We start from the raw sequence: 17,417 nt of genomic DNA, 5'->3' as shown, positions 1-17,417 counted from the left end.
GAACAGACGGAGGAGTACGTGCCAGAAGGTGTGACCGCGGGGATCACGCTCCTCGCCAATCGCTACGAGATCGGTGACGTCATCGGTCGGGGCGGCATGGCGACCGTGCACCTCGGCAACGACACCCGCCTCGGCCGCAAGGTCGCGGTGAAGCTCCTCAAGCCGAGCCTCGCCAACGACCCGGCCTTCCGCACGCGGTTCCGGCAGGAAGCCCAGGCCGCTGCACGCATGGCGCACCCCACCGTCGTCCGCGTGTACGACGCCGGCGAAGAGACGGTTTCCGAGCCGTCGGGTGCCGAGGTGCAGGTCCCCTTCATCGTCATGGAGTACGTCGAGGGCCGCCCGCTCTCCGACATCATCGCCGAGGGCGCCGTCGCCCCGGACGAAGCCGTGCGCATCACCGAGGGCATCCTCACCGCGCTCGAGTACTCGCACCGTGCCGGCGTGGTCCACCGCGACATCAAGCCCGCCAACGTCATGGTGACGCACAGTGGCCAGGTCAAGGTCATGGACTTCGGCATCGCCCGGGCCATCACCGACACCTCGGCGACGGTCGCGCAGACCACGTCGATCCTCGGTACCGCCTCGTACTTCTCACCGGAGCAGGCCCGCGGCGAGACCGTCGACGCCCGCACCGACCTCTACTCCACCGGCGTCGTGCTCTTCGAGCTCCTCACCGGTCGCGCACCGTTCCTCGGGGACACCCCGGTGGCGGTCGCCTACCAGCACGTCAGCGAACAGCCGGTCGCACCGTCGACGATCTCGCCCGACGTGTCCCCTGCCCTCGACGCCGTGACCCTCCACGCCCTGGTCAAGGACCGCACGCGCCGCTTCCAGAACGCGGCCGAGTTCCGCTCGGACCTCCAGCAGGCTGCAGCCGGCCGGGTGCCCGCGTCCACGAAGAAGCAGCAGCAGAACGCGGCGAACGACGCCTCGACCGTGCTCTTCGGCGTCGATCCCCGCACGACGACCAACGCCGCATCGGCGTTCCGCGAACTCGACGACGACACCGCCGAGCACCGACCGCAGCGCACGCAGAACCGTCCCCCGGTCGCGTGGATCTGGGTCGGGATCCTGCTCACCGTCGCGGTCATCGTCGCCGTGGTGTTCTTCGTCGCGAACCTGCAGCCCGGCAAGCCGCCGGTGTCGTCCTCGGTCAGCGTGCCGAACGTCGCGGGCTCGACCTACAGCGCCGCGGCCAGCGCACTCGACAAGAAGGACCTCAAGCCCGTCAAGGTCGAGGAGAACTCCGACAGTGTCGACAAGGGCACGGTCATCCGGACGGACCCCGGCTCCGGGGTGAACGTCGGGCGCAACCAGAACGTCAACGTCGTGGTCTCGCTCGGCCCGGAACGCGTTCCCGTGCCCGAGCTCAACGGGCAGTCGCAAGCGGCTGCGCAACAGGCCCTCGACGACGCCGGATTCCGTCTCGGCGCGATCTCGAGCGACTACTCGGCCGACGTCCCCGAGGGCACCGTGCTGAGCTCCGACCCCGAGTCGGGTTCCCTGCACACCAAGGGCATCGTGATCAACCTGACGATCTCCAACGGCAAGGTGCAGCTGCCCGACGTCACACAGCAGCAGTACTCGGCGGCGAAGGCCACCGTCGAGCAGCTCGGGCTCACCGTGAACCCGGCGCCGTCGTACTCGTGCACCGGCGGGCTCGTCACCCAGCAGGACACCCCTGCCGGCGACGTCGCCCAGGGCAGTGCCGTCACGCTCACCTACTGCGCACGCTCCGCGGCGCCGTCGAAGGCACCGACCTCGAACAACGACAGCGGCGGCACCAGCGGGAACGACGATCGCGGTGACGACCAGGGTGACGACGGCCGCTGAGCCGACCGTCTCCTGACGCAACCGTCCTGACGGACGGGTGACCGGCCTCCAGTCCGTCCTTCGTGCCCACAGTGCGTCCGCTTGTCGCCTCCGGTCGCCAGGCTGGTCCTGACGGCCTGGAGGCCCGGCGCACGCCCGCAACCGACCGCACGTCACGCAGACGGTCCGGTCCAGTGCCCGGGAGACGCCGTCGTGTCGGCACGACGCCCCGGAACGCACGAGACGCCGCCGGATCCGGCGGCGTCTCGATGACACGACGGCGTCTGCCGCCCCGGGCGTTCGTCAGGCGCGGTGCGTCGCGATGAGCGGCCCGAGGTCGGCGGCGCGTTCGGCGGCTCCGGACAGACCGGTGGTCTCGAGCCAGTTGCCGACCATGCGGTACCCGCCCTCGGTCAGGACCGACTCCGGGTGGAACTGCACGCCGAACACGGGGTGCGCGCGGTGCTGGACGCCCATGATGACCCCGCCCTCGGTCCGCGCGGTCACGGTGAGCTCGTCGGGCACGGTGCCGTCGACGATCGCGAGCGAGTGGTAGCGCGTGGCCGTGAAGGGGTGCGGGACGCCGGCGAAGAGCGGGCTGTCGTCGTGGTCGACCTCGGAGGTCTTGCCGTGCATGAGCTCCTCGGCGTGCGTGACCGTGGCGCCGAGTGCCTCAGCGATGGCCTGGTGCCCGAGGCAGACACCGAGCAACGGGGTCTCGGCAGCGATGGCCGCGTGCACCGTGGGGATCGAGACGCCGGCGGCCGCCGGTGTTCCCGGACCGGGCGACAGGAGCACGCCGTCGTACTCCGCGATGCGGTCGGCGATCTCGGACTCGGGGAAGGCATCGTTGCGTACGACGTCGGTCTCGGCGCCGAGCTGCTGCACGTACCCGTTGAGCGTGTAGACGAAGCTGTCGTAGTTGTCGACGACGAGGATCCTGGTCATGGCGGTTCACCGTACTCGTGGGGGATGTGTGCGGCGGTCCGCGGGCCGATCCACACACGTGGTCACGGTAGGATACCGGCCATGGCCAAGGACAAGGACCGCACCAAGCCCGCCCGGACGACCCGAGCTGACTCGGTCGACACCGCGGGGGACGCCCCGAACCCGGTGTGGTTCAAGCCGGTCATGTTCGGCTTCATGCTCATCGGTCTGGTGTGGGTGATCGTCTTCTACATCTCGAACGCCACGCTGCCGGTTCCGAGCCTCGGCTCGTGGAACATCGTCGTCGGCTTCGGCATCATGTTCGTCGGCTTCCTCATGACCACCCGCTGGCGCTGACCCTCAGCTCGCTGTTCTCCCGACGCCCGTCGCACCGCAAGGTGCGGCGGGCGTCGTCGTTCTCCACAAGCTCAAGCGCTCCTGGAACGCACATCCTCGAGGATCCCGCCGTTCTCCACACTTTTCCCCACCCTCCACACCGTCATCCACACCCCGACCCCGGAGTTATCCACAACCGATTCCACAGTGGGGATAATCACACTGGTGTAACTCACCGACTTCTCCACACCTGTGGATAAGTCGCAGCAGCGCTGTGGACAGCTGTGGATGAGCAGGACGCGGACAGCCCTGGGAACGACGAACGCCCCGCCGCAATGCGACGGGGCGTTCGGGGAGCGTTGTGGCGGTGTCAGCCGATCGTGACCGCGTACCCCACAGCGGTGAGCGCGATGCCGAGCACCGCCGCGCCGATGATCAGCGCGATCTGCAGCGGACGCTTCCGGATGTTGCGCGTCTGTGCGAAGACGAAACCCATCAGGAAGCCGCCGATGATCCCGCCCACGTGCGCCTGCCACGAGATGTTCGTCCCGGGCAGGAACCCGATGACCAGGTTCAGCCCGATGATGACGAGGAGTTGCACGGCATCGTTCCCCAGGCTGCGCTGCAGCACGAAGAACGCAGCGAAGAGGCCGAAGATTGCGCCGGACGCACCCACGACCCAGGTCCCCGGAGCGAGGAAGGTCACGAGCATCGACCCGAAGATGCCCGTGATGAAGTACAGCGCCAGGAACCGCCAGGCACCGAGCATGTTCTCGAGCATGCGACCGAAGATCCACAGCGCCCACATGTTGAACAGGATGTGGAAGATGCCCGAATGGACGAACAGAACGGTCACCACGCGCCACGGCTGCGTCGGGAGCAACAGAGAGTTGTAGGCGAGCAGGCTCGAGAAGAAGCCTCCGCTCACTTGATCGAGCAGCCAGATTGCGACCGTGACGGCCACGATGACGACCGTGGCCTTCTGGTCGAGCATGGCGAAGCGCCGCCGAGCGACCGTGAACCCGCTGGGGGCTCCGGACGCTCGGCGGTTCGCTGCGAACTGTGCGCGCTGTTCACGCACGCACTCCGGGCAGTGCACCCCGACCGCCGCCGGCGTCTGGCACTCCGGGCAGATCGTCCGCCCACAGCGCTGGCAGAGCACGAAGCTCTGCCGGTCCGGATGCCGGTAGCAGGTGTTGTTCGGGTTGTACGCCTGGTCGGTCACGTGCTGGTCAGACGCCTTCGACGTCGATGCTCTGGATGACGACGTCCTCGACGGGCTTGTCACGACCGTCGGTCGGAACGCCCTCGATCGCGTCGACGACCGCGCGGGACTCGTCGTCGGCGACCTCACCGAAGATGGTGTGCTTGCCCTGCAGCCACGGCGTCGCCACCGTGGTGATGAAGAACTGCGAGCCGTTGGTGCCGCGGCCGCCCTGGATGCCGGCGTTCGCCATGGCGAAGATGTAGGGGTTCTGGAACGTGAGCTCCGGGGAGATCTCGTCGTCGAAGCGGTACCCGGGGCCACCGATGCCCTGGCCGAGCGGGTCGCCGCCCTGGATCATGAAGTCCTTGATGATGCGGTGGAAGATCACGCCGTCGTAGAGCTTGTCGGTCGAGACCTTGCCCGTGCCGGGGTGGGTCCACTCCTGCTGGCCCGTGGCGAGGTCGACGAAGTTCTTGACGGTCTTCGGTGCGTGGTTGCCGAACAGGTTGACGCGGATGTCGCCCTTGTTGGTGTGGATCGTTGCGACAGCGGTGTGCAGAGACATGTTCCGATTCTCGCATGTACTCCTGACCGCGGACGGATTGCACAGCTGTGGTTCCGTGACCTGTCAGGCAGTGTGGTGGCAGGATGGGGTCACGCCGATCCGATGGAGGTACCAGATGACGACGATCGAGATCCCGCGAAAGCGTCGGAAGCAGATCAAGAAGCTCAAGGGCCAGACCGCCTCGCTCCTCGGCGAGCAGCGCAAGGTCCTCGAGCACGCGAACGCGATCCTGGCTGAGGCCCGGTCGAACGCCGCGGACGCAGCTCGCAAGGACATCGCACCCCGCGTGCAGAACGCGATCGACAACGGGATCCGTCCCGCGTTCGCCACCGGCGTGCACGCTGCCACCTCGGCAGCGCAGAGCGCTTCGCACAAGTTCCAGTCCGAGGTGGTCCCCGGACTCGTCTCGACTGCTGGCTCGGTGCTGAGCGTGACCGACCTCGCGAAGGACCCCCGGGTCAAGAAGATCGTGAAGAACGCGCAGAAGAAGAGCAAGAGCGCGAAGAAGGCTGCCGCGAAGTACGTCCCGTCGCAGCAGAAGAAGGGTCTCGGCTTCGGCGGAGTCGCCCTCATCATCGTCGGCGTCGTCGCCGTCGCCGGTGCTGCGTACGCCGCGTACCAGACGCTCCGCGCCGACGACGACCTCTGGGTCGCCGACGACGCTGACACGGCGGAGAAGCCCGCCGCCTGACCTCCCGGTTCGTACGAAGGGCCCCGGCTGCTGCCGGGGCCCTTCGTCGTTCCCGGGCACGCGCTGAACCGGCGCACCGCGTGCCATGAACGCACCCACCCACCGACCTGGAGGCCCGCACCGACCTGGCACCGCGCCTCCCGTCCGCCACGCGCTCACGCGACGCGCCCCGGGGACGCCGCCGAGAGGTCACAACCTGTCGTCCGGAGGACGCGCAGACGACAGTTCCAGCCACCTCGGCGAACCGCACGCGGCATGTCGTGACCACTCGAGAAGATGCCGGCCGCACGGCGAGTGGAGGGCCCAGCCATCGCGGAGCGGCGCGTCGCCGAAGGCGCGCAGAAAAACACGACGACCGAGCCGCCCGCGACGATCGCGCCGCAGGGGCGGCGGCGCGCATGGGCACAGAACGAAGCCCCTGGGCAGACGACGGAGTCGGCAACCAGGGGCTGATGCGAGTGGAGCCTGGGAGAATCGAACTCCCGACATCCTGCTTGCAAAGCAGGCGCTCTACCAACTGAGCTAAGGCCCCGAATGCCACCGAGGTGATCGGCGACGGGATGGAATTGTCGTGGTGTTCCGAAGAACTGGTGGGGCTACAAGGACTTGAACCTTGGACCTCTTCGTTATCAGCGAAGCGCTCTAACCGCCTGAGCTATAGCCCCTCAGACCGGATGAAAGCCTACCGTACGATCCCGCCGGAACGAAATCGAGCAGTGGGCTCATCCGGCCCGGGTGTGTCAGTTGTTCGTGAAGCCCACGAGCAGACCGCCCGTGATCCGAACACTGAGGTTGTAGAGCACGCTCACGATGGCGCCGAGCACGGTGCCGACGACCACGTTGAGGATGCCCACGACGATGGAGAACCCGAGGACCTGGCCCAGCGAGAACTGGTCCATGATCGAGTAACTGTTCTGCCCTGTGACGTCCTTCAACAGGGCGTCGACCTGGGTGAACACACCCGTCTGGTTGAGGATGACCCACACCAGTGCCGTGGCGACCACGATCACGATGCTGCCGGCCAGGGCGATGAGGAAGCTCAGCTTCACCATCGACCAGAAGTCGACGTAGACCAGTCGCAACCGCACCTGGCGGGTGCCGACGGGTCGCTTCGCCTTCTTCTGGAGCTTCTCGGCGACACTACTCATTGCTTGACTGGTCCTCTCCGGCCTCGTCTGCGACGGGCTCGGTGTCGATGGGATCAGTGGAATCCGGGGCCGCTTCGGCTGGGCTGACCGTCTCCACCGGGCCCGCGGGCTCGATCTCGGCGTCGTCCTGGTCGTCCAGGTTCCGCTCGGTGTTCCGGGCCACCGCGATGATCCGGTCGTTCTCCGCGAACCTCGCGAAGACGACGCCCATCGTGTCACGGCCCTTGGCAGGGACCTCGGCCACGGCAGACCTTACCACCTTGCCCGATTGCAGCACGACGAGCACCTCGTCGTCCTCGCCGACGATGAGAGCGCCCACGAGATCGCCTCGGTCGAGCGCCAACTTGGCCACCTTGATGCCCAGACCACCACGGCCCTGCACCCGGTACTGGTCGACCGCGGTGCGCTTGGCGTAGCCACCCTCGGTCATCACCCAGACGAAGCCGTCGTCGGAGACGACCCGGGCCGCGAGCAGCGAGTCGCCGTCGCGGAAGGACATGCCCTTCACGCCGGAGGTCGAGCGACCCATCGGACGCAGGGTGTCGTTCGTCGCCGTGAACCGGAGCGACATGCCCTGGCGGGACACCAGGAGCAGGTCGTCATGCTCGTCGACGAGCAGCGCCTGCCGGAGCTTGTCACCGTCGCGCAGGTTGATCGCGATGATGCCGCCGGTGCGGTTCGTGTCGTACTCGGTGAGCGCGGTCTTCTTGACCAGACCGTGCTCGGTCGCGAGGACGAGGTACTGCGCCACCTCGTAGTCGCGGATGTCGAGCACCTGCTGGATCTGCTCGTCGGGCTGCATCGCGAGCAGGTTCGCGACGTGCTGGCCCTTCGCGTCGCGGCCGGCCTCCTGCAGCTCGTACGCCTTGGCGCGGTAGACCCGGCCCTGGTCGGTGAGGAACAGGAGCCAGTGGTGCGTCGTCGTGACGAAGAAGTGCTCGACGATGTCGTCGGCGCGGAGCTGGGCCCCACGGACACCTCGGCCGCCGCGGTGCTGCGAGCGGTACTGGTCGCTGCGCGTGCGCTTGACGTAGCCACCGCGGGTGATGGTGACGACCATCTCCTCTTCGGGGATCAGGTCTTCCATCGACATGTCGCCGTCGTAGCCGAACATGATCTCGGTACGGCGGTCGTCGCCGAAGCGGTCGACGATCTCGCTCAGCTCGTCGCGGATGATCGAGCGCTGACGGCTCTCCGACCCGAGGATGTCCTGGAAGTCGGCGATCTTGCGCTCGAGCTCTTCGGCCTCGTCGTGGATCTTCTGACGCTCGAGGGCCGCGAGACGACGGAGCTGCAGCTCGAGGATCGCGCGCGCCTGGATCTCGTCCACGGACAGCAGGTCCATCAGGCCGGTGCGGGCCTCTTCGACGTCGGGCGAGCGACGGATGAGCGCGATGACCTCGTCGAGGGCGTCGAGCGCGGCCAGGTAGCCGCGCAGGATGTGGGCGCGCTTCTCGGCCTCGCGCAGACGGAACTGCGTGCGGCGGACGATGACGTCGACCTGGTGGGCGACCCACGCCGAGATGAAGCCGTCGAGCGGCAGGGTGCGGGGCACTCCGTCGACGATCGCGAGCATGTTCGCGCCGAAGTTCTCCTGCAGCTGGGTGTGCTTGTACAGGTTGTTCAGGACGACCTTGGCGACGGCGTCGCGCTTCAGCACGATCACCAGGCGCTGCCCGGTGCGGCCGGAGGTCTCGTCACGGATGTCGGCGACACCGGCGAGCTTGCCGTCCTTGACGAGCTCGGCGATCTTGATCGCCAGGTTGTCGGGGTTGACCTGGTACGGCAGCTCGGTGACGACGAGGCAGGTGCGACCCTGGATCTCCTCCACCGAGACGACGGCACGCATGGTGATCGAGCCACGGCCGGTGCGGTAGGCGTCCTGGATGCCCTTGGTGCCGAGCACCTGCGCACCCGTCGGGAAGTCCGGGCCCTTGATGCGCTGCATGAGCGCGGCGAGCAGCTCTTCGCGGGTGGCGTCGGGGTTGTCGAGCGCCCACTTGGCACCCTCGGCGACCTCGCGCAGGTTGTGCGGCGGGATGTTCGTGGCCATGCCGACCGCGATGCCGACCGAGCCGTTGACGAGCAGGTTCGGGAACCGGGCCGGCAGGATCGCCGGCTCCTGCGTGCGGCCGTCGTAGTTGTCCTGGAAGTCGACGGTGTCCTCGTCGATGTCGCGGACCATCTCGAGCGCGAGCGGCGCCATCTTCGTCTCGGTGTACCGCGGGGCGGCGGCGCCGTCGTTGCCCGGCGAACCGAAGTTGCCCTGGCCGAGCGCGAGCGGGTACCGGAGCGACCACGGCTGCACCAGGCGGACGAGGGCGTCGTAGATCGCCGAGTCACCGTGCGGGTGGAACTGGCCCATGACGTCACCGACGACGCGGGAGCACTTCGAGAACGCACGGTCCGGGCGGTAGCCGCCGTCGAACATCGCGTAGATCACACGGCGGTGCACCGGCTTGAGGCCGTCGCGGACCTCCGGCAGGGCACGACCGACGATGACCGACATCGCGTAGTCGAGGTACGAGCGCTGCATCTCGAGCTGCAGGTCGACCTGCGAGATGCGGTCACCGGAGACGACGATGTCCCCGCTGTCGCCGTGGACGATCTCGGGCTGCTCGTCGGCGCCGTTCTCGTTGTCGTCAGCCATGTGGCTTCGTTCCCTTTCTGGACAGCCTGGAGGCTGTGGTTCCGTTGGTCGCGCCGGGCGCGACCACAGGTGGTCAGGACTGGTCGACGCGGCTCACGCCGCGCCTCCTGGCCGTTAGATGTCGAGGAAGCGGACGTCCTTGGCGTTCTGCTGGATGAACTGGCGGCGTGCGTCGACGTCCTCACCCATCAGCGTCGAGAAGACGCTGTCCACCGCAGCCGCGTCCTCCAGCGTCACCTGCAGGAGCGTGCGAGTGTCCGGGTTCATCGTGGTGTCCCAGAGTTCCTTGTAGTCCATCTCGCCGAGGCCCTTGTAGCGCTGGATCCCGTTGTCCTTCGGGATGCGCTTGCCGGCTGCGAGGCCCGCCTGCATCAGGGCGTCGCGCTCCCGGTCGCTGAAGACGTACTCGTGCGCCGAGTTCGACCACTTCAGGCGGTACAGCGGCGGCTGCGCGAGGTACACGTAGCCGTGCTCGATGAGCGGACGCATGTAGCGGAACAGCAGCGTGAGCAGCAGCGTGGTGATGTGCTGGCCGTCGACGTCGGCATCGGCCATCAGCACGATCTTGTGGTACCGGGCCTTGTCCGGGTCGAAGTCCTCACCGATGCCGGCACCGAACGCCGTGATCATCGACTGGATCTCCTGGTTGGCGAGCGCGCGGTCGAGTCGGGCCTTCTCGACGTTCAGGATCTTGCCGCGCAGGGGCAGGATCGCCTGCGTCATCGGGTTGCGGCCCTGCACGGCGGAACCGCCGGCAGAGTCACCCTCGACCATGAAGATCTCCGACACGGTCGGATCCTTCGACTGGCAGTCCTTGAGCTTGCCGGGCATGCCACCCGACTCGAGCAGCCCCTTGCGGCGGGTGGTCTCGCGCGCCTTGCGGGCAGCGAGCCGCGCCTGCGACGCCTGGATCGCCTTGCGGACGACGTCGCGTGCCTGCGTCGGGTTGCTCTCGAACCAGTGGGTCAGCTCGGTGCCGACGACGCGCTGCACGAACGACTTCGCCTCGGTGTTGCCGAGCTTGGTCTTCGTCTGCCCCTCGAACTGCGGCTCGCCGAGCTTCACGGAGATGACGGCCGTCAGCCCTTCGCGGATGTCGTCACCCGTGAGGTTGTCGTCCTTCTCCTTGATGATCTTCGTCTCGCGCGCGTAGCGGTTGACGAGGGTCGTCAGCGCTGCACGGAAGCCCTCTTCGTGGGTGCCGCCCTCGTGCGTGTTGATCGTGTTCGCGAAGGTGTGGACGCTCTCCTGGTACGAGGTGTTCCACTGCATCGCGACCTCGAGCGCGATCTTGCGCTCCGGGTCCTCGGACTCGAAGCCGATGACGTCCGGGTGGACGAGGTCGGCCTTCTTCTGCGCGTTGATGTACTCGACGTAGTCGGCGAGACCACGCTCGTACATGAAGGTGTCGTTGCGGGCCTCTTCCCCTTCTTCCGGGGCGCGCTCATCGCGGAGGTTGATCCGCAGGCCCTTGTTCAGGAAGGCCATCTGCTGGAACCGGGTGCGCAGGGTCTCGTAGTCGAACACGACGGACTCGAAGATCTCGGCGTTCGGCCAGAACGTGATCGTCGTGCCGGTCTCGTCGGTCTCTTCGTCCTTGGAGACGGGCGCGACGGGGACACCGTCGGTGTAGCTCTGGCGCCAGACGTGGCCCTGGCGACGGACCTCGACGTCGAGCTCGGAGCTCAGCGCGTTCACGACGGACGAACCGACGCCGTGCAGACCGCCGGAGACAGCGTAGCCGCCACCGCCGAACTTGCCGCCGGCGTGCAGGACGGTGAGGACGACCTGCAGGGTCGAGACCCCCTCGGCCGCGTGGACGTCGACCGGGATGCCACGGCCGTTGTCGACGACGCGGACGCCACCGTCTTCACGGATGCTCACGTCGATGGTGTCGCAGTACCCGGCGAGGGCTTCGTCGACGGAGTTGTCCACGATCTCCTGGACCAGGTGGTGCAGGCCGCGAGGGCCGGTCGAACCGATGTACATACCGGGGCGCTTGCGGACGGCCTCGAGCCCCTCGAGCACCTGAATCTGGTCTGCGCCGTAGGACGGTTCGCTCTGCGGGGTCTCCACGCCGAGCGGGTTCTGCCGGTCGTCTTCAGATTCTGCTGCCATGTCGAGCGTGCTCCTGCCTGCGCGCGGAACGCCCGCGCACTGCACCTCCCAGTCTACCGCAGAGCCCCCTCTTTCGAGGGCTCATCTGCCCCTCAGACGGGCTTTTCTGGCACTCCAGGATGATTTCGTCGCCTCAACCGTAGGTGTCGCGAGGACCGCGCCCCTGGACCGTCCTGGGGCCGCGTTTCCACGTGGGGGCGTCCGGGCCCGAAACCCTGATCGACTCGACCCCGGCTTCGGGGTGCCGTTCCGCGATGGTCGTCGTGACCGTCGCACGCATCAGTCGGAGCTGGGTCGCCCAGGCCGTCGAGTCGCACCGGATGACGAGTGCGCCGTCCTCGATGGTGACCGGTCGGGAGTGCTTCGCCAGCTCCTCGCCGACGACGCTCGGCCAGTCCACGAAGAGCTCGGAGCGAGCGAGGGGTTCGGTCCAACCGAGTTCCTGGGCGAGCGAACCGACGATGTCCGCGAGGCCCTTCGGCTCGCGGCCGCGCCCGTACGGCACGGTGTCGGCGTCGAACTCGCGGGCGCGGCGGCGGCGGGCATCGGTGCCGCGCTTGGACGGGTCGCCGAACACCGCGCGCAGGTGGCGGTACACCTGCGAGGGTTCGGTGGGCTTGCGGGGCTTCGGCATCAGGCTTCGGCTTCGGCGGGGGTGGAGTCGGGGGCGTCGGTCGGGTCCGCCTTGCCGTCGGCGTCCGTCGCTTCAGTCGGCCCGGTCGCGTCGGTCGGCTCGGTCGGCTCGGTCGCGTCGGTCGCGTCCGTCGCCGGACTGGAGGCCCGGGTTGCGTCCGCCTCGTCGGTCACGATCGTGCCCGCCTCGATCCGCACGGTGTGCGCCGCCAGCTTCGGGGGCACGTCGTTGAACACCGCGGCCGTGATGAGCACCTGCTCGTAGTCGGCGACGGCGTTCGCCAGTCGTTCCCGACGCGATTCGTCGAGCTCGGCGAAGACGTCGTCGAGGATGATGATCGGGTCGCCCAGGTTCGACTCCGCGCGCAGGATCGAGGCGCTCGCGAGCTGGACGGCCAGAGCGAAGGACCAGGATTCGCCGTGACTGGCGTACCCGCGGGCCGGTAACCCGTTGAGCCGGAACAACACGTCGTCCCGGTGCGGCCCCACGAGGGTGAGCCCGCGGTCGAGTTCGTCCCGGCGACGGCGCTCGAGTGCGGCCGCGAAGGCCTCGGCCGCCGACGCGACCGTGACGGGCTCGTCGGGGGTCCCGAGCACGGGGTCGGTGGCCACCGCGGACTCGGGGTCGCCACCGCGGATCGACAGGACGCCGGTGATCGAGGCGTCGTGGTGTTCGCCGGCGACGGTCGCGTAGGCCTCTGCCACGAAGGGTGCGAGCCGCCGGGTCAGGTGGTCACGCGCCGCGACGATCTCGGCGCCGAGTCCGACGAGCCGGTCGTCCCAGACGTCGAGCGTCGACAGGGCGTTCGCCTTCGCGCCGGTGGCACGGGCAGACTTCAGCAGGGTGTTCCGCTGGCGGAGCGTGCGGTCGTAGTCGGCGAGCACACCCTGCATCCGCGGTGCGATCTGGCCGAGCAGCTCGTCGAGCATCCGGCGTCGCCCGGCCGGCTCGCCCCGCACGAGGGCGAGGTCCTCCGGGGCGAAGAGCACACTCGTGCAGTAGCGCGGCAGCTCCCGCGGCTTGATCGCCGACCGGTTCACCTGCGCACGGTTCGCACCGGTGCGGTTGATCTGCACCTCGGCGAGGATGCTGCGGTCCTCGTGCGCGAGCCGTGCCCGGACGATCGCGGCATCGCACCCCTGACGGACGAGGGCAGCGTCGGTGGGGACGCGGTGCGAGCCGAGGGTGGAGAGGTACCCGATCGCCTCGACCAGGTTGGTCTTGCCCTGTCCGTTGCGCCCGACGAACAGGTTCGGCCCGCGTGCGAGGTCGACGTCCGCCTCCCGGTAGTTCCGGAAGTCGGTCAGTTGGAGATGGTCGACGTGCACGCGGGCCGAGTCCGGGTTCCCCCGGGAAGTCCTAGGACTTCTTGACGGCGTGACCGCCGAACTGGTTGCGGAGCGCCGCGACGGCCTTCATCGTCGGCGAGGCGCTGCCCTGGCGGGAGACGAAGCGCGCGAAGATCGACGCCGAGATCGTCGGCATCGGAACAGCGTGCTCGATGGCCTCTTCGACGGTCCAACGGCCCTCGCCGGAGTCCTCGACGTAGCCCTCGATCGCGTCGAGCTTCGGGTCCTCGTTCAGCGCGAGCACCATCAGGTCGAGCAGCCAGGAACGGACGACCGTCCCGCGCTGCCAACCGGCGAACACGGCGGGGACGTCGTTGATGATGTCCTTGGCCTCGAGGAGCTCGTAGCCCTCGCCGTACGCCTGCATGATCGCGTACTCGATGCCGTTGTGGACCATCTTCGCGTAGTGGCCGGCGCCGATCGGGCCGGCGTGCGAGAAGCCCTCTTCGCGGGGGCCCTCGGGGCGGAGCGCATCGAAGACGGGCATCGCGAACTCGACGTCCGCGGCGTCACCGCCGACCATGAGGCCGTAGCCGTTGTCCTTGCCCCAGACGCCGCCGGAGACGCCGACGTCCATGTAGCGGATGCCGCGCGCACCGAGCTGCTCGGCGTGCTTGGTGTCGTCCAGCCACTTCGAGTTGCCACCGTCGATGACCAGGTCGCCCTCGCCGAGGACACTGGCCAGGTCGGTGATCACGTCGTCGGTGATCTTGCCGTGCGGGACCATGACCCACACGAGACGCTTGCCCTCCGGGAGGGCAGCGGCGAGGGCGCCGAGGTCGGCGACATCCGAGACGGCGGGGTTCGCGTCGTACCCGGTGACCTCGATACCTGCGTTGCGGAGACGGGCACGCATGTTGTTGCCCATGCGACCGAGGCCGACAAGACCGATGTGCATGATTTCCTCTTCTGTTCGTCGTCGCGCTGATGCTGCCGGTGGTGTGCGCCAGCGCAGGTTGCCTGTTGCGCCTATCGCAGCAGCAGGTTCGGCTGCAGCAGGTACCGGTATCCATCGGTCGCTGCGGCCTCTTGCGAAGTCTGGCCGGTGATCAGCACCGGGCCCGGCTTGTTGGGGTTCTCCGTCTTGGTGAAGGAGATGCGGACGAACTCGGAGTGCACCGCGTTCAGCCCGTCCAGGAGGAAGGCAGGCTTCAACGAGACCACCGTTTCCTCGCCGGTCAACAACGCACTGATCGACTCTGACGCCTGCGCTTGTTCGGATCCGATCGCCTCGAGCGTGAGCCCGTCGACCGTGAAGGAGAACCGGAGTGCCGCTTCGCGCTCCAGGACGAGGGAGACCCGTCGGACCGCCTCGACGAGCTCCGCGGTGTTGATCACCGCATGGTCGTTGACGGTCTCGGGGAAGAGTCGGCGGACCGGCGGGTAGTTGCCCTTGATGAGCAACGACGTCACGGTCTTGTCGTCGGCGTGGAACGCGATGAGCTCGCGGTCGGAGTTGCCGCTGATCGACACCGACACCGTGGACGCCGAACCGAACGTGCGGCCGACCTCCTGCAGGGTGCGGGCCGGGACCAGTGCGTGCAGGGGGTCCGAGCCGACTCGGCCGGAGTCCCACGCGATGGTGCGGACGGCGACGCGGTATCGGTCGGTCGCGATGAGGGAGAGGTCGTTGTCGCCGACCTCGAGCTGCACGCCCGTGATGACGGGGGTGACGTCGTCGCGGCTGGCGGCGACTGCGACCTGGGACACCGCTTCGGAGAACGCGTCGCCGGGGATCACACCGGTCTGCGGGCCGATCTCCGGCAGCGTCGGGTACTCCTCAACCGGCATGGACAGCAGCGTGAAGTGCGCCGATCCGCAGGAGACGGAGATCTTGGCGTCCTCGGTGGTGAACGACACGGGGGCGTTCGGCAGCCGGCTCGCGATGTCGTTCAGCAGTCGACCGGAGACCAGGACCGTGCCCGGTTCGTCGATCTGGGCCGAGATGGACGTCTGCGCCGACACCTCGTAGTCGAACGACGAGAGCGTCAGACGATCTCCGTCGGCGTGGATCAGCACGCCCGAGAGGATCGGGAGGGTCGTGCGCTGCGGGAGGAGCTTCACTGCGAAGGAGACGGCTTCGGAGAAGACGTCCCGGTTGACCTCGAACTTCACAGCTGGAACCCCTGTCGATCGGCTTGGACTGTCCGGCCGCCCCATTCTGGCACAGGCGGACCGGGGCGGGATTTCTTGTCATCCCGCCGTCCACAAGGTTGTCCCGCGGAGATTGATCGTTAACCAGGAGTAATGGTGTTAACGCCTGTACACACTGTGGATAACCCTGTGCATCCCGCTCCGCAGTAGGGAACTACACGGTTGTGACTTGTGAGCGGTGTGTGAGCGTTAACGGGATGAATGAAACTCATCTATCCACTTCCATCCCCAGTCTCCACAGGTGACCCCCCACCTGTGTACAACCGGGCGGCGTGTCCTCCACAGTTATCCACAGGCTATCCACACTGTGAGAACTCCGGCCCGTGGAACCGTCTCAGATGGTGGATGCGGCCGGGAACGGGCCGATCTCAGCGGTAGCGGCGGTCCTGCTTGATGCGGCTGGTGAGCTCGGTGACCTGGTTGTAGATCGACCGACGCTCCTTCATCAGCTCGGTGATCTTCTTGTTCGCGTACATCACCGTGGTGTGGTCGCGGTTGCCGAACAGCTGCCCGATCTTGGGCAGGGACAGGCTCGTCAGCTCGCGGCACAGGTACATCGCGATCTGTCGTGCCGTGGCGATCGCCTGGGAGCGGGACGACCCGTACAGGTCGTCGACGGAGAGCTTGAAGTACTCCGCGGTGTGGTTGATGATGTCCGTCGGCGCGACGACGTTGTCCTCGTCGAGGGTGATCAGGTCCTTGAGGACCGTCTGCACCAGGGCCATGTCCACGGCCGTCCGGTTGAGGCTCGCGAACGCGGTGACCCGGATCAGGGTTCCCTCGAGCTCGCGGATGTTGCTCGACACCTTCGACGCCATGAACTCGAGGATGTCGTCGGGCACCTGCAGGTGGTCGGACTGTGCCTTCTTGCGGAGGATCGCGATGCGCGTCTCGAGCTCGGGCGCCTGCACGTCGGTGATCAGGCCCCACTCGAAGCGCGACCGCATCCGGTCCTCGAACCCGGTCAGGTGCTTCGGCGCGACGTCGGACGTGATGACGACCTGCTTGTTGTGGTCGTGCAGGGTGTTGAACGTGTGGAAGAAGGCCTCCTGCGTGGAGTCCTTGCCCTGCAGGAACTGGATGTCGTCGATCAGCAGGATGTCGATGTCGCGGTACCGCTGCTGGAACTGGTTCGACCGGTTGTTCGCGATCGAGTTGATGAAGTCGTTGGTGAACTCCTCGCTCGACACGTACCGGACGCGGATCCCCGGGTAGAGGCTCTCGGCGTAGTGCCCGATGGCGTGGAGCAGGTGGGTCTTGCCCAGCCCGGAGTCCCCGTAGATGAAGAGCGGGTTGTAGGCCTTGGCCGGTGCTTCGGCCACGGCGACCGCTGCCGCGTGTGCGAACCGGTTCGACGAGCCGATGACGAAGTTGTCGAAGTTGTACTTCGGGTTGAGTCGCGACTCGGGCCGACCGCTGGTGCCGGGAGAGTCGATCTGGCTCGGGACGAACGGCGCCTCGATGTACTGGCGCGGAGCGGCACTCTGCTCAACGGCTTCCTGCACGGGCTCGGCGTACTCGGGGACGTTCGGGTCCACCCGCGGTTCCGAAGCCATGTCCGGGTTGACGGTGATGGCGAAGTTCGCGACCGAGTCGTCACCGATGCGACCGACCGCCTCGGTGATCGGGATCCTGATGCGCTGTTCGAGCATGCCCCGGGTCAGGTCGTTCGGCACCTCGAGGTACAGGGTGCCGGCGAGCACGCCCTTCGGCTCGACCAGGTTCAGGAACCCGTGGAGCTGCGGCGTGATGCGGGGGTCCTCGGCGAGGAGTCCGAGTACGGATGACCAGAGGTCCTCGACGGGGTCGGCCGGCATCGTCAT

At 67.5% G+C, this 17,417-nt stretch carries 14 protein-coding genes and 2 tRNA genes; 3 read left to right on the top strand and 13 right to left on the bottom strand.

Annotated elements, in window-relative coordinates:
- Nucleotides 1-18: 18 nt before the first annotated feature.
- The gene (pknB, locus tag DEJ20_RS00080) at nucleotides 19-1,836 is read left to right on the top strand and encodes a Stk1 family PASTA domain-containing Ser/Thr kinase (protein WP_258377082.1); all 1,818 of its coding nucleotides are present in this window, start codon (nucleotides 19-21) and stop codon (nucleotides 1,834-1,836) included.
- Nucleotides 1,837-2,118: 282 nt separating this feature from the next.
- On the opposite strand, the gene DEJ20_RS00075 is transcribed toward pknB, so the two are convergent.
- A complete protein-coding gene (locus DEJ20_RS00075; protein ID WP_111234496.1) occupies nucleotides 2,119-2,763 on the bottom strand; it encodes an anthranilate synthase component II in 645 nt (214 codons plus the stop codon).
- Between the two features lie 81 nt (nucleotides 2,764-2,844).
- On the opposite strand from DEJ20_RS00075, the gene DEJ20_RS00070 reads away from it, so the two are divergent.
- Nucleotides 2,845-3,099: a cell division protein CrgA gene (locus DEJ20_RS00070; protein ID WP_071404137.1), complete on the top strand. Its 255-nt coding sequence runs from the start codon at nucleotides 2,845-2,847 to the stop codon at nucleotides 3,097-3,099.
- A 349-nt stretch (nucleotides 3,100-3,448) separates the two neighbouring features.
- Here the strand turns inward: DEJ20_RS00070 and DEJ20_RS00065 are convergent, their stop codons facing one another.
- Nucleotides 3,449-4,303: a rhomboid family intramembrane serine protease gene (locus tag DEJ20_RS00065; protein ID WP_111234497.1), complete on the bottom strand. Its 855-nt coding sequence runs from the start codon at nucleotides 4,301-4,303 to the stop codon at nucleotides 3,449-3,451.
- A 7-nt stretch (nucleotides 4,304-4,310) separates the two neighbouring features.
- Entirely contained in the window at nucleotides 4,311-4,850 is a 540-nt protein-coding gene (locus tag DEJ20_RS00060) for a peptidylprolyl isomerase (RefSeq protein WP_027466924.1), read from the bottom strand.
- A gap of 115 nt (nucleotides 4,851-4,965) precedes the next feature.
- Here DEJ20_RS00060 and DEJ20_RS00055 point away from each other — a divergent pair, with 115 nt between their 5' ends.
- Nucleotides 4,966-5,541 (top strand): hypothetical protein, encoded by a 576-nt coding sequence (locus tag DEJ20_RS00055; protein ID WP_051597033.1) that lies wholly within the window; start codon nucleotides 4,966-4,968, stop codon nucleotides 5,539-5,541.
- 459 nt (nucleotides 5,542-6,000) lie between these two features.
- Here DEJ20_RS00055 and DEJ20_RS00050 read toward each other — a convergent pair.
- The 10 genes from DEJ20_RS00050 to dnaA all read right to left on the bottom strand — a co-directional run bounded on the left by DEJ20_RS00050 (nucleotide 6,001) and on the right by dnaA (nucleotide 17,417).
- Nucleotides 6,001-6,073, bottom strand: a tRNA-Ala gene (locus tag DEJ20_RS00050).
- Between the two features lie 56 nt (nucleotides 6,074-6,129).
- Nucleotides 6,130-6,206 (bottom strand) — tRNA-Ile (locus tag DEJ20_RS00045).
- A gap of 75 nt (nucleotides 6,207-6,281) precedes the next feature.
- Nucleotides 6,282-6,689 (bottom strand): DUF3566 domain-containing protein, encoded by a 408-nt coding sequence (locus tag DEJ20_RS00040; protein WP_027466922.1) that lies wholly within the window; start codon nucleotides 6,687-6,689, stop codon nucleotides 6,282-6,284.
- The gene (gene gyrA, locus DEJ20_RS00035; RefSeq protein ID WP_071404135.1) at nucleotides 6,682-9,339 is read right to left on the bottom strand and encodes a DNA gyrase subunit A; all 2,658 of its coding nucleotides are present in this window, start codon (nucleotides 9,337-9,339) and stop codon (nucleotides 6,682-6,684) included. The genes DEJ20_RS00040 and gyrA overlap by 8 nt, the downstream gene beginning before the upstream one ends.
- A 114-nt stretch (nucleotides 9,340-9,453) precedes the next feature.
- Complete coding sequence (gene gyrB, locus DEJ20_RS00030; RefSeq protein WP_181431456.1) at nucleotides 9,454-11,457, bottom strand: DNA topoisomerase (ATP-hydrolyzing) subunit B; 2,004 nt, start codon at nucleotides 11,455-11,457, stop codon at nucleotides 9,454-9,456.
- A gap of 133 nt (nucleotides 11,458-11,590) precedes the next feature.
- Entirely contained in the window at nucleotides 11,591-12,091 is a 501-nt protein-coding gene (locus DEJ20_RS00025) for a DciA family protein (protein WP_027466919.1), read from the bottom strand.
- Nucleotides 12,091-13,419 (bottom strand): DNA replication/repair protein RecF, encoded by a 1,329-nt coding sequence (gene recF, locus DEJ20_RS00020; protein ID WP_111234498.1) that lies wholly within the window; start codon nucleotides 13,417-13,419, stop codon nucleotides 12,091-12,093. Before recF ends, DEJ20_RS00025 begins: the two co-directional genes overlap by 1 nt.
- 31 nt (nucleotides 13,420-13,450) lie before the next feature.
- Complete coding sequence (gnd, locus tag DEJ20_RS00015) at nucleotides 13,451-14,338, bottom strand: phosphogluconate dehydrogenase (NAD(+)-dependent, decarboxylating) (protein WP_111234499.1); 888 nt, start codon at nucleotides 14,336-14,338, stop codon at nucleotides 13,451-13,453.
- 71 nt (nucleotides 14,339-14,409) lie between these two features.
- Nucleotides 14,410-15,555: a DNA polymerase III subunit beta gene (gene dnaN / locus DEJ20_RS00010; RefSeq protein WP_027466916.1), complete on the bottom strand. Its 1,146-nt coding sequence runs from the start codon at nucleotides 15,553-15,555 to the stop codon at nucleotides 14,410-14,412.
- Nucleotides 15,556-15,962: 407 nt separating this feature from the next.
- Entirely contained in the window at nucleotides 15,963-17,417 is a 1,455-nt protein-coding gene (dnaA, locus tag DEJ20_RS00005; RefSeq protein ID WP_071404155.1) for a chromosomal replication initiator protein DnaA, read from the bottom strand.

It is taken from the genome of Curtobacterium sp. MCSS17_005 (assembly GCF_003234225.2).
GTDB classification, from domain to species: domain Bacteria; phylum Actinomycetota; class Actinomycetes; order Actinomycetales; family Microbacteriaceae; genus Curtobacterium; species Curtobacterium flaccumfaciens.
The sequence above is the reverse complement of the archived record's forward strand: the minus strand, read 5'-3'. Positions and strand labels throughout refer to the sequence as shown.